This is a genomic window from Caloranaerobacter azorensis DSM 13643, assembly GCF_900129995.1.
GTDB classification, from domain to species: domain Bacteria; phylum Bacillota; class Clostridia; order Tissierellales; family Thermohalobacteraceae; genus Caloranaerobacter; species Caloranaerobacter azorensis.
The window spans coordinates 18,283-32,008 of the sequence record NZ_FQXO01000021.1; the positions used below are offsets into that span (position 1 = coordinate 18,283).

The 13,726-nt window shown below is 29.0% G+C and carries 10 protein-coding genes; all 10 read left to right on the top strand.

Annotation, left to right across the window (positions count from 1 at the left end; genetic code table 11):
* Nucleotides 1-7 precede the first annotated feature (7 nt).
* The 10 genes from selA to BUB51_RS04965 all read left to right on the top strand — a co-directional run bounded on the left by selA (nucleotide 8) and on the right by BUB51_RS04965 (nucleotide 13,246).
* Nucleotides 8-1,420, top strand: coding sequence for an L-seryl-tRNA(Sec) selenium transferase (gene selA, locus BUB51_RS04915; protein WP_073195983.1), 1,413 nt, complete (start codon nucleotides 8-10; stop codon nucleotides 1,418-1,420).
* Between the two features lie 12 nt (nucleotides 1,421-1,432).
* Nucleotides 1,433-3,340: a selenocysteine-specific translation elongation factor gene (selB, locus tag BUB51_RS04920; protein ID WP_073195985.1), complete on the top strand. Its 1,908-nt coding sequence runs from the start codon at nucleotides 1,433-1,435 to the stop codon at nucleotides 3,338-3,340.
* A 100-nt stretch (nucleotides 3,341-3,440) separates the two neighbouring features.
* On the top strand, nucleotides 3,441-4,133 hold the full coding sequence (locus BUB51_RS04925) for a response regulator transcription factor (RefSeq protein WP_035163706.1): 693 nt from the start codon (nucleotides 3,441-3,443) through the stop codon (nucleotides 4,131-4,133).
* Entirely contained in the window at nucleotides 4,105-5,556 is a 1,452-nt protein-coding gene (locus BUB51_RS04930; protein ID WP_242844229.1) for a sensor histidine kinase, read from the top strand. Before BUB51_RS04925 ends, BUB51_RS04930 begins: the two co-directional genes overlap by 29 nt.
* Nucleotides 5,557-5,570: 14 nt before the next feature.
* Nucleotides 5,571-6,455: a GerMN domain-containing protein gene (locus BUB51_RS04935; RefSeq protein ID WP_073195987.1), complete on the top strand. Its 885-nt coding sequence runs from the start codon at nucleotides 5,571-5,573 to the stop codon at nucleotides 6,453-6,455.
* A gap of 241 nt (nucleotides 6,456-6,696) precedes the next feature.
* Nucleotides 6,697-8,688 (top strand): BglG family transcription antiterminator, encoded by a 1,992-nt coding sequence (locus BUB51_RS04945; protein WP_083599516.1) that lies wholly within the window; start codon nucleotides 6,697-6,699, stop codon nucleotides 8,686-8,688.
* 2 nt (nucleotides 8,689-8,690) lie between these two features.
* On the top strand, nucleotides 8,691-9,155 hold the full coding sequence (locus tag BUB51_RS04950) for a PTS sugar transporter subunit IIA (RefSeq protein WP_073195988.1): 465 nt from the start codon (nucleotides 8,691-8,693) through the stop codon (nucleotides 9,153-9,155).
* 42 nt (nucleotides 9,156-9,197) lie between these two features.
* The gene (locus BUB51_RS04955; RefSeq protein WP_035164669.1) at nucleotides 9,198-9,515 is read left to right on the top strand and encodes a PTS fructose transporter subunit IIB; all 318 of its coding nucleotides are present in this window, start codon (nucleotides 9,198-9,200) and stop codon (nucleotides 9,513-9,515) included.
* 14 nt (nucleotides 9,516-9,529) lie between these two features.
* Complete coding sequence (locus BUB51_RS04960; RefSeq protein ID WP_073195990.1) at nucleotides 9,530-10,549, top strand: PTS fructose transporter subunit IIC; 1,020 nt, start codon at nucleotides 9,530-9,532, stop codon at nucleotides 10,547-10,549.
* A 51-nt stretch (nucleotides 10,550-10,600) separates the two neighbouring features.
* Nucleotides 10,601-13,246, top strand: a complete 2,646-nt coding sequence (locus BUB51_RS04965; protein WP_073195992.1) for a glycoside hydrolase family 38 N-terminal domain-containing protein — start codon at nucleotides 10,601-10,603, stop codon at nucleotides 13,244-13,246.
* Nucleotides 13,247-13,726 lie beyond the last annotated feature (480 nt).

The window sequence follows — 13,726 nt, forward strand, 5'->3', positions numbered from 1 at the left end:
GTGTATTATGAATAATAAAGTTAACTTATTTTCAATGCTTCCGAAGGTTGATGAATTACTATCTGATAATAGAATAAATAATTTGATGGGGAAAATACCAAGAGAATATGTTGTTGAAGCTATTAGAGAAGAATTAGATATTATTAGAAAAGGTATAAGAAATGGGGAATATAATGTAAATACGTTAAAAAAAGAGACAGAAAAATTGCCTTTGTATATAGTGAATAGGGCTACTAATAAAGCTAGACCAAATTTAAAAAGAGTAGTAAATGCAACAGGAGTAGTTATTCATACAAACCTCGGTAGATCACTTATAAGCAGAAGTGTTCTCAATAATGTTGTCGAAGTTGCTAGCAATTATTCAAATTTAGAGTTTGATTTAGACAAAGGAATACGAGGTTCTAGGTATAGTCATATAGAAGAAATTATTACTAGGATTACGGGTGCTGAAAGTGCATTAGTTGTAAATAATAATGCGGCTGCGGTAATGTTAGTCTTAAGTACATTAGCAAAGGATAAGGAGGTAATAGTTTCTAGAGGAGAACTGGTAGAAATAGGTGGTTCTTTTAGAGTGCCAGATGTGATGGAGCAAAGTGGTGCTAAATTAGTCGATGTCGGCACGACTAATAAAACTCACCTGTGGGATTATGAGAATGCTATAAATGAAGATACAGCTGCGCTTTTGAAAGTTCATACGAGTAATTATAGGATTTTAGGATTTACTTCTAGCGTAGAATTAGATGAATTAGTTAAATTAGGAGAGAAATACAATATACCAGTAATTGAGGATTTGGGAAGTGGTGTTTTAGTTGATTTATCGAAATATGGATTGTGTTATGAGCCGACGGTTCAAGATTCTATTAAAAAAGGTGCAGATGTTGTAACTTTTAGTGGAGATAAACTTTTAGGAGGACCACAAGCTGGAATTATAGTTGGTAAAAAGATTTATATTGACAGAATGAAAAAGAATCCATTAACTAGAGCGTTTAGAGTTGATAAATTTACACTTGCGGCATTAGAACCTACTCTTAGTCTCTATCTCAACGAAAATGAAGCTATTAAAAAAATTCCCACACTTAATATGATAACTATGTCTAATGATGAACTTAATGAGAAGGCTAAAATTCTTTTTGATAAAATAAAGACAAATATTGATGATAGGTTAGAAATTAAAATAGTTGATCAGTTTTCACAAGTCGGTGGAGGTTCATTACCTCTTGAAAAGCTACCAACTAAAGCGTTAGAAATAAGTTCATATTTAATAGGTGCTTCTGAACTTGAAAAAGGTCTTAGAATGTATGAAACCCCTATAATATCAAGAATATATAAAGATAAGCTCTATTTAGATGTACGAACAATAGGTGAAGATGAATTTGACATAATTGTTAATGCATTGAAAGCTATAGCAGATAACTTATAAAGGGGTGTTTATATGAAAAATGTTATTATAGGTACTGCAGGACATATAGATCATGGAAAGACAACGCTTATTAAAGCATTAACAGGTAGAGAAACTGATAGATTAAAAGAAGAAAAAGAAAGAGGAATATCTATTGAGTTAGGTTTTACGTATTTTGATTTGCCTAGTGGAAGAAGGGCAGGAATTATAGATGTTCCTGGGCATGAAAAATTTATTAAAAATATGTTGGCGGGCGTAATTGGTATGGATATTGTAATTTTAGTTGTAGCAGCAGATGAAGGAGTCATGCCTCAGACTAAAGAGCATTTGGATATATTGAATTTACTGGATATTAAAAAAGGATTAGTAGCAGTAACTAAAGCCGATTTAGTTGACGAAGATTGGTTAAGTCTTGTGATAGATGATATAACTAGTCAGCTTAAGGGTACTTTTTTGGAAGGGAGCCCCATTATACCTGTATCTTCAACAAAGGGTATAGGAATTCATAAACTTATAGAAACTATAGATAAGCTTACAGATGAAGTGGCAGATAAAGATTACACAGAAACCCCAAGGCTACCAGTTGATAGAGCTTTTACAATATCAGGATTTGGAACTGTAGTTACTGGCACATTGATATCTGGTAAATTTAAAGAGGGAGATGAAGTTCAAATTTTCCCTGGAAATAAAACAAGTAGGATTAGGTCTATACAGGTGCATGGCAAAAATACCAGTGAGGCCTATGCAGGTCAAAGAGTAGCAATAAATTTGGCTGGTATAAAGAAAGATGAAGTTAATAGGGGAAATGTAATAGCTCCTATAGGTTCAATGAAATCTACAATGATGTTAGATGTAAAATTACATTGTTTAAAAGATTCTAACAGGGTTATAAAAAATCGTGCGAGAATGAGGTTGTATTTAGGTACCAGCGAAATATTGATGAGAGTAGTATTACTTGATAGAGAAGAACTATATCCTGGAGAAAGTTGTTACGCTCAATTAAGGCTAGAAGAAGAAACAGTAGCTAAAAGAGGTGATAAATTTATTATTAGATTTTATTCGCCTATGGAAACGATTGGAGGTGGAGAAATATTAGATTCAAATCCACCAAAAAGAAAGAGATTCGACGAAGCTATAATAAAGGAGTTTGAATTAAAAGAGAAAGGAGAGCCTGTTGATATAGTAGAAAACTTTATTAGTGAAAATAGTAGAGAGTTTCCTAGTATAACAGACATAGCAAAAAATACTGTTATTCCTCAGAATAAAATAGAGTTACTGACAAATGAATTACTAGAGAAAAATAAAATAGTTAAATTTAGCCTATTGAATGATAAATATGTGATTCATAGGAATTATTTCTCTGAACTTACTAGAGATGTTATTAAAGAATTAAATACATACCATAAAAATAATCCATTAAAGTCAGGGATGTTAAAAGAGGAATTAAGAAGTAAATTATTGGGGCATATCAAACCTAAACTAGGCGATTTGGTGATAAATAAGTTGAGAGAAGATGGTATAATTAAGATTATATTTGATAAAGTTGCATTAAAAGATTTTATCCCTGAATTTAATGATTTACAAAGTGAAATAAAAAATAGGTTAGAAGATATATATATAAAGGGGATGTATGCACCTCCTAAAAAAGATGAAGCGATATCTCAATTAAAATACAAGAAAGAAGAAGTTATACAAGTATATGATGCAATGATAGAGCAAGGAATACTTGTTAGAGTAACTGATGAATTAGCGTTTCATAAAAAAGTATATGATGAAGGTTTAGAAAAGCTTAAAAAGTTTATTAAAGATAATGGTTCAATAACATTATCTCAGTTTAGAGATTTATTGGGGACTAGTAGGAAATTTGCCGTAGCTTTATTGGAAGATTTTGATAGAAAGAAGATTACTAAACGCATTGAAGATAAGAGAATTTTACTGTAAAATAATAGACAAAAATACAAAGAAAAAGAGGAATTTTGATGAATTTTGTAGAATCATTTTAATATAAATTAAATTCTAATAAACAATTTGAGGTGATAAAATGGGCAATCATGTTTTAATAGTAGACGATGAGCCCTTGATGGTTAAAGGTTTGAAGTACAGTCTAGAACAAGATGGGTATAAAATAGACACTGCATATGATGGCAACGAAGCTCTAAGAAAGGCATTGGACAATAACTATGATTTAATCATACTAGATTTAATGCTTCCAGGAATTGATGGGCTCGAGGTATGTCAAAAAATTAGAGAAAAATCACAAGTACCTATAATTATGTTAACAGCCAAAGGGGAGGATATAAATAAAATTTTGGGACTTGAATATGGAGCTGATGACTATCTTACAAAACCTTTTAATATTTTAGAGTTAAAGGCAAGAATGAAGGCAATTCTTAGAAGAGTAGTAGCTAGAGAAACGAAAATAAGTGATCAGGTTATTAAAGTTGATAATTTTACAATAAATACTTTGGGTAGAAAAGTAACTGTAAGGGGCAAAGAAATTAATTTAACAGCAAAAGAATTTGACTTGCTCTTATTGCTTGCTTCAAATCCGGGCAAAGTTTTCAGTAGAGAGGAATTGTTAGAAGTTATTTGGGGATATGAGTATTTTGGGGATTTGAGAACTGTCGATGTGCATATAAGGAGATTGAGAGAAAAAATAGAGAAGAACTCCAGTCAGCCTGAGTATATTTTAACCAAATGGGGAGTTGGTTATTATTTTAGGAACAGAGCATAAAAGAAAAAGATTTATTAGTATAAGGTGGAAGCTTGTATCCACCTATTTATTATTGGTATTGATATCACAAATAATTATTGGTATTTTTATAAGTCAAAATATTTTAAATACCTATATACAAGAAAAACGTCAAGAAATATTAACTAAGTCTAATATTTTATCTAATAGAATTAAATTCTATTTAACAAATAATGAGATTTTAGTATTAGATAGTCTATTGAAAACACTTGTAGAAAATTATAGCAAGGAAATTAAAGCAAGAATAATAATAGTGGATAAAAATAATATAGTTAAGAGTGATTCAAATAACGAGTTTGAAGGTTCTAAATTATATCATTTAGAAATTCAAAAAGCGCTTGCAGGTATAAGTAATTCAAATGTTTACAATTTTAAAGAATATGGACATGTTATGTATGTAGCAGTACCAATCATACTTGATGATGAAGTGGTAGGAGCTACATTTACATCGGTGTCATTAAATGATATATACAATGTGGTTGATAGGATAAATAACAAGATAAGACTAATTTCTTTAGTAAGTACAGTTTTAATAGCATTGATGAGCTTTATATTTGCGGATTTTATAACAAAACCGATTTCTGAAATGACTAAAGCAATAACTAAGATGGCTCAAGGAAATTTAGGGTTAAAAGTAGAAATTAAGACAAATGATGAATTTAAGCAGTTAGCTAATGCTTTTAATGTTATGAGTACTAAACTAAGCCAAGTTGATAAACAAAGAAAAGATTTTGTAGCAAATGTTTCACATGAATTAAGAACACCATTATCTTCTATTAAATTACTTTCTGAGTCTTTACTACATCAAGAGAAAGTGGATGCTTTAGTTTATAAAGAATTTTTACAGGATATAGATTCAGAGATAGATAGATTAAATAATATAATTGATGATTTGCTTATTTTAGTAGATTTAGACAAAGAAAAGTTAACACTTGATTTTAAAACGACATATATTAACTTTTTATTAGAAAAAATAATTGCTAGACTTAAACCTTTAGCTGAAAATAAGAAAATAAGTTTAGATTATATAGAAAGAGAAAAAATCCAGATAAAGGTAGATGCTAATAAGATACAGCAAGCAGTAATAAATATTATTCATAATGCAATTAAATATACTCCTGAAGGGGGAAGAGTAGAGGTTAAATTATATACTGAAAGGGATTATGTAGTGATTCGTGTTAAAGATAATGGAATAGGTATACCTAAAGAGAGCTTGCCTCAAATTTTTGATAGATTTTATAGAGTTGATAAAGCTAGGTCAAGAAGTACCGGTGGTACTGGTTTAGGATTATCAATTGCATATCAAATAGTAAGTTTGCATCAGGGGACTATAGATGTAGAAAGTGAATTAGGGAAGGGAAGTACATTTTATATTAAGATACCTATTGATTTAAACTTAGCTTAATTTGGGGGTTTAAAATGAAGGGTAAAATTTTAATATTGATTTTAAGTTTTGTTTTCTTTTTTACTGGTTGTAATGTGAATAAAACAGTTTGTGAAGAATCAGATGATTATCCGCCTATTAGTCCTTTTCCTAAGAAAAATATTCATAATATAACTCTTTATTTTCCAAACAAGAATTTAGATTATTTAGTTCCTGAAATTAGAAAAGTTGATATAAGAAATCAGCCAATTGAAAAAATAATTATTGAAGAATTATTAAAAGGGACACATAATGAACAATTAACAAATTTAATTCCTTCAGAAACAAGATTAATTTCAACTGATATTATTGGGAAGATTATGTATCTAAATTTTTCGAAGGAATTAATAAGGGAAGACTTGAGTGAAAAAGAAGAAGCATTAGTGTTGTATTCTATTATTAATTCGGCTGCACAAGTCGAAAATGTAGATGAAGTACAGATACTTATAGAAGGTGAAACTAGGGAAGTATTTTATAAATATTTTACTATTGATAAACCTAAAAAAACTAGTTCATTAATTATTAATAATGCATATGTTAGTCCGATTAGCACAGTTATGGAATATTATAACAATATCATTAATCAAGATTATATTGGGGTTATTGATTTGTTTCATATTAGTGAAAGGGAAAATAAAAATTATTATGCTCTAGAGTCTTATTTTCAAGATTATTATGGTAACATTTCGAAATATTTGATTAAAGAATATAAAATAAGCAATTATGATAAATTTGTGAGTGTTTATGTAGTTTTAGAATTATTCTATAATAATAATATGGATAAAAAGGTTCAAGAGCAGGAGTTTATTTTGATTCTAGAAGATAATAAATTTGAAATTAATGAGATATTAAATAAGAATTTTTTTATGAATATAAAATAATAAAATTATTATAGAAGATATAATAATATGTTGAGATATAGAATCAATCAAAAAGAGAAAAACTATTCAAAAGAGAATCCTTTAAAGCGAAAAAGGGTTCTTTTTTTGTTTAAAGTATAGGTTATATTAGTTAGATATAAAATTTTATAGCAACTTTAATTTCCTATCTAATTCAGGAAAATTCTGAACTGTCTTTATTCGTTTATAATATTTATAATTAAATTAAAGGAGAGGAGTTACTGTGAAACCTGTATTTAATAAACGTTTATTAAATATTTTAAAAGAATTTATAGATAAACAAACAGATTATTTAACAAGTAGCTACTTATCAAAAATTGTTGGTGTTACATCTAGAACCGTAAGAACTGATTTAAAGGTACTGGATGAAATATTATCATTACATGGAGCAAGAATTAATGCAAAAAAAGGTATTGGGTATAAGCTTGAGATTATAGACAATATGAAATTCTCTAATTTTTATAAAAAACTTTTATATGAAGAAAATAATAATGAAAAACAGCAGATACCAAATCTACCAGAAGAAAGAGAACGATACATTATTAAAAAACTTTTAGAAATAGATGAATGTATAACTCTTGAAGAGTTATGTGATGAATTATATATAAGCATGTCAACTATAAAAAAAGACTTAAAAAAAGTCAAATATATTTTAAAGGATTATAGATTGACCATTGTAAGCAAGTCAAACAAAGGTATAAGAGTAGAAGGTAAAGAGATAGATAAACGCTTTTGTATAGCTGATTATTTTTTTAGTAGAAGTAAATTAGATAGGATTAACCTAACGGATTTCTATATTGAAAATATTATTACGTTTAAGGATGTGGATTTAAAGAAAATTGAAAGAATATTAATGAAGCAGTTATCGAAATCGAATTTCCCTTTAACTGATATAGCATTAAAGAATTTAATAATACATATTGCAATAGCAATTAAAAGAATTAAGCAAGGGAACTGTATTGAAGAAAAAAATGGAAGAGTAGAGAAGCTAAATGCAAAACAAGAGTATGAAATTGCTAAAGATATTATCAAGTTATTAGAAAAAGATTTTGAAATTACAATTCCTTCTTCTGAAATCTATTATATAACTATTCATTTATTAGGAAGTAAATTATTAGATGAAAGAGAAGGGACAAAGTCAATACAATTTATTGAAAATGATATAAAAAATTTGATTATTAAAATTTTAAATGAAATAAACAAAAAATTAAATTTAGATTTTAGCGATGATAAAGAGTTGATATGTGGACTAGCATTACACTTAAAACCAACCTTTCATAGGCTATATTTTAATATGAATATTAGGAATCCTTGGCTGAATGAAGTAAAAACTAAATGTCCCCTTGCTTTTCAAGCTGGTGCAATTGCAGCTCAAATAATAGAAAAGGAAACAGGATACAGTGTTAATGAAAGTGAAATAGGTTATTTAGCAATGCATTTTGGAGGTTCATTAGAAAGAAAAAAGAAGGGGGTTGGTATTAAGAAAAGGATTGCAATTATTTGTTCATCAGGAATGGGGAGTTCAAGTTTATTATTAGCAAAACTGAAAAATTCATTAGGAGATAATGTAGAGTTAATAGGGACTTTTCCTTTGCATCAATTGGATCTAGTAGTTAATTTAAAGCCAGATATTATCCTAACAACTGTTCCGATTAAGGAAGATATATCAATACCTAAAATATTAGTTAGTACAGTTTTAGAAGATTCTGATTTAGATGAAATAAAAGGTAAAATTAAAAATATTGATTATTGTAAAAAAGGTAAAATTGATTTTGAAAATTTATTTGTCCGAGATTTATTTTTTACAGATATTAAATTTGAAAATAAGGAAAAGGTTTTAGATTTTTTAACTGACAATATGATGGCTAAAGGATATATTGATAAAAGTATAAAGCAATCAATACTTGCTAGAGAGAAACTTTCATCTACAGCTATAGGGAATTTAGTAGCTATACCTCATGCTTTAGAGGTAGTAGAAGTTCATTCGTGTGTCTGTGTTGGTATATTGAATAAACCAATTGTTTGGGATAAAGACAATAAGGTTCAGCTTGTAATGGTTCTATCGATTTCAAAAAATATATCAGATAAATTTAATGATTTGTTTAGTACTTTATATAAAGTAACAAAATCGCCATTATCTGTAGTTAAATTAATAAAACAAAAAGATTTTGATAATTTCTATATTAAATTCTTAAGTGAAAAGGAGAAAAATTAGCAATGAATGTAAAAGACTTAATAAATAAAGATTTAATTAACTTAAATTTAAAAGCGAAGACTAAAGAAGATGTATTAAAAGAGATTACAAAAATGATAAATGATGACAATAGGTTAAATTCAGAGCAATTGTACTACGATAAATTACTTGAACGAGAAAAGCAATTTTCTACAGGAGTAGGTTATGGTATTGCTATACCTCATGCAAAAACTGATGCTGTAAAAATGCCTACTATGGTGATTATAAGATTAAGTAGTCCAATCGAATGGCAATCTATAGATGATAAGCAAGTAAATCTTGTTATAGGTTTGGCTGTACCCGAAAATCAAAGTGATAATACACATCTTAAAATTATATCAAAATTGTCAATGAGATTGATGGAAGATGACTTTAGAAGAGATTTAATGAAAGCAGAAAATAAAGATGACATATTAAATTTAATAAATTTAGTGTTTTTGGAACGTTAAGATTTTTATTATACTATAAAAAGTCCAAAGGAGTGATTTTATATGAAAATTGTAGCTGTTACAGCGTGTCCAGCAGGCCTTGCGCATACTTTTATGGCTAAAAAAGCTTTAGAGAATGCTGCTAGGGAATTAGGCCACACAATTAAGGTAGAAACTCAAGGAGCAATGGGCATTGAAAATGAAATAACTAAAGAAGATATAGCAAATTCTGATGTAGCTATATTGGCAATCGATTCATATATAGAAAAAATGGATAGATTTAAAGAAATACCAACAATAGAGGTTTCTACTAAAGTTGCACTAAAGGATGCAAAAGCCTTAATAAAAAAGGCTTTAGCAAAAATAAATAATAATATATAAGGGGAGTGGGGGTTATGGATATTAGTAAAGTAAAAAGACATCTTATGACAGGGGTATCATATATGATTCCTGCTGTAGTTGCTGGTGGTATTTTATTATCTTTAGGAATAATTATGGGAGAAAAGGGATTCATAGCTAGTAAATTAGTTGAAGTAGGGGTATTTGCTTTAAAACTTATGGTTCCATTGATTGCTGGATTTATATCATATTCTATTGCAGATAAACCCGGTATTACTGTTGGTCTTGTTGGAGGTGTTATGGCTAGAGAATTAGGTACAGGATATATAGGTGGAATATTGGCTGGTTTCTTTGCAGGATGGATTACAAATCAGATTAAGAAAATTCCAGTACATAAAAATTTAATGGTTATAAAGCCCATTATGATAATTCCTGTATTAGGAGTTTCAGCAACAGCAATATTTATGTACTTGCTTTCTATACCGTTAGCTCCTGCAATGCGTGGATTGGAAGAGTGGCTTGTTTCTTTGAAAGGTGCAAATCTTGCGATATTAGGATTGATAATTGGCTTTATGATGGCATTCGATATGGGAGGGCCAGTAAATAAAATTGCTCTTACATTCTGTTATGCGACTTTAGCAGAAGGAATATATCATCCTATGGCAGCAGCTTGGATAGGAATTATGACACCTCCTATAGGGTTGGCGTTGGCAACTTTAATAAATTCGAAAAAATTTACTAAATCTGAAAAAGCAAATGCACTACCAGCAGCTATTATGGGTTCACTTGGAATTACGGAAGGTGCAATACCATATGCTGTTACAACCCCATTAAAGGTAATTCCGGCTATTATGTTAGGATCAGGTATAGGAGCAGCTATTGCTTTACTACTTGGTGCTCAAGCTACCATACCTTGTGCAATCGGGATATGGGGATTACCATTTTTAACTCATCCATTTAAATGGTTAATAGGTTTTGTATCTGGCATATTAATAACAGCGGCATTAGTACTTATTTTAAGAAAAGAATCTGATGTTCAAGAAAATGATGAAGGTACTGATTTTTCAATCATATAATTAAAAAATCCATCCTCTTTAGAGGATGGATTATTAAATGGAGGGATTTTAATGAAATTTCATATAGTATCTCATACTCATTGGGATAGAGAATGGCATAAAACCTTTGAAGAATATAGAGTAAGGCTAGTTAGAGTAATCGATGATTTATTAGATTTACTTGAAAATAATGAAGCTTATAAATCTTTTATGCTTGATGGACAAACGATAGTTTTAGAGGATTATTTAGAAATTAGACCAGAAAATAGACATAGACTATCAAAGCTAATAAAGGAAAAAAGAATTATTGTTGGACCGTGGTATGTTCAGCCAGATGAATTTATACCCAGTGGGGAATCATTGATAAGAAACCTATTGATTGGTATGGAGATAGGTAAAAAATTTGGTTCAGTTATGGAAATAGGTTATTTGCCAGATTCTTTTGGCCAATCAGCTTGTATTCCTCAAATATTGAGTGGATTCGATATAAATGATTCTATTGTATGGAGAGGTATATCAGATGAAGATATAAAAACCAGGGAATTTTGGTGGTATGGTTTAGATGGAAGTAAAGTTCTAAATCACTATTTACCTTTAGGATATGAAAATGCCAAATGGCTTTCGTTAAATAATGAAAGAAATGAGGAAGTTATAAAGGCTAATATTAAGGCTCAAGAGCCTTTGACGAGCACAGGGCAGATACTTATGTTGTGTGGATACGATCAACGAGAACCTAATCCTGATCTTCCAGAAATCATTAAAAGATTAAATGAACGATATGAAGATAAAGGATATAAGTTCGTATTTTCATCTTTAGAGGAATATGTTAAAGAGATAAGAAAAGAAATAAGAAAATCGGATAAGAAATTAGATGAAATAAGTGGAGAATTTAGAAAAGGGAAGCATATGAGAGTTCATGGTAGTATAGGGGCTACACGTCTAGATATAAAGAAATTAAACTTTGAGTTGCAATCTCTTTATGAAAAATATGTAGAGCCAATACATTCATTAACATTGTTATGGGGCTTTAGATATGATAATTCTCTGATTAATAAGGGGTGGAAGTATATTATTCAAAATCAAGCACATGATTCAATATGTAATGTGTGTACCGATGAAACTCATGATGAGATGAAAATAAGATATAATAAAGCAAAACAAATAGGTAATACCTTAATATCGGATAGATTACAAGAGTTTTGCACAAAGATAAGACTAGACTCTAATAAAGGAATACCACTGATAATATTTAATACTTTATTAAGGCCAAGGAAGAGTGCTTTGGAAGTAGAGGTATTTCTAGAGAATAAAGAGTTTACATTATTAGATAGATTTGGGGAAATAGTAGATTATCAGATTATAAGTACTGAAGAAGTTGATTTAAATGATTTTTCTATTGAGAGTCATTTTATGGGAAAAAATGCCAGTCAAAAGTGTTATAGAGTTAAATTTGTTTTTATAGCTGATGTAAATGGATATGGATATACGACTTATTATATTCAGCATAAAAAATATATAAACGATAATAAGATTTTTATTTTAAATGGTAACATTTTGGAAAATGAGCATCTTTTAGTGGAAATTAATGAGGATGGGAGTTTTAATATAAAAGATAAGCATTCTGGCAAAATTTTTTTCAATCAAAATGTAATTGAGGAAAGTGGAAATGCAGGAGATGAATACGACTATTCGCCACCTGAAGAAGATAAAATAATCTATTCAAAAGGCAAAAAAGCCGATATAGAAATTATTACAAACGGGCCAATTATGGCTAGATTAAAAGTAACACATTTACTTAGTTTTCCTAAGGATACATATGCAAAATGTCGCTGCGAAGAAATGGAGGAGTCAATAATTACTAGCTATATCACTATGTATAAAAGTATTAAAAGAGTAGAAGTAAAAACAGTTATTGATAATAAAGTTAAAAACCATAGGATTCGTAGTTTATTTGATTCAAACATCGAAGATAATATACATTATGCTGATCAGCAGTTTGGAATATTAAAACGTCAAAATTATTTGAAAGAAGTTGAATACTGGAAGAAGGACAATTGGCAAGAAAAATATTATCCAATTTATAATCAACATAAATTTGTAAATATATATGATGGAGAAAAGGGTATACAGATTATGAATAAAGGTCTGCCACAGTATGAGATCATTGGAAAAGATAATCCAAAGATTGCTTTGACACTATTATGTACTACAGATTATATGGGCAAACAGGATTTAGTAAATAGACCGGGCCGTAGATCGGGATTACATGTTAAAACTCCAAAAAGCAGTATGCTAGGAAAGTTTGAAGCAGAATATGCAATATCTACAATAAATAGTGAAATGGAGATGAACTTTCTGGCTGAAGATTATGTATATCCGCTATATAGTTATATGCCAGTAAGTATTAGTGAAAATGGTACAATAATTCAAGATGAATATTATCCTCTAGTAATTAATAATGAATATATAGGTACTAGTGCGATAAAAAAATCAGAGAAAGGTAAGTTTCTCATTGTAAGATTTTACAATACTCAAAATAGGTTAATAGAAAATATTAATATTAAGTATGATTCAAAAATTTTCAAGGATGTAAAGATTGTAAATTTAAAGGAAGAAGAAATAGAGATGGATGAAAAATACGAAATTAAAAATTCATCAATAGATATAAAAAGTCTGAATAGTAATGAGATTGTTACTCTGAAATTCTTGCTAGACTAACAAGTATAAAGTTAGATGAAATTCAATTAAAGATGTCTTATAATTTTTAGAAATATTAGATTTTACCGTTTCATGTTGAGCTGGAAGAGCAGGTATTTTTTCTATTTTGGCAGCAAATCGCCGGCAAAAAGGTAAAAGATGTTTTAAGTTTCCCCATTTTTTTGAGAAGGAAATAAAAAAGAAATTGTGGATAAGAAAATACGAAGCCATACATTTATCAACAGATTTAATAAATTGTACAAAAAAAGAGTTGACCCCCTTATTCTTTGGTATAATTAAATTAAGCAGAAAATACTAAAGAAAAGAGGGTTAACTCATGTCTTATTATAACAAACTTATATACCAAATTAAAAGGAAAATTAATAATTTTGTTGATAATATTTGTTCAGATTTAAATAAAACTCAATATAAATTTGTATTTCAAATGATATATGGATTAATGGAAGCTCAATCTGTTAAATTAAGTGATATTGCTCGCTG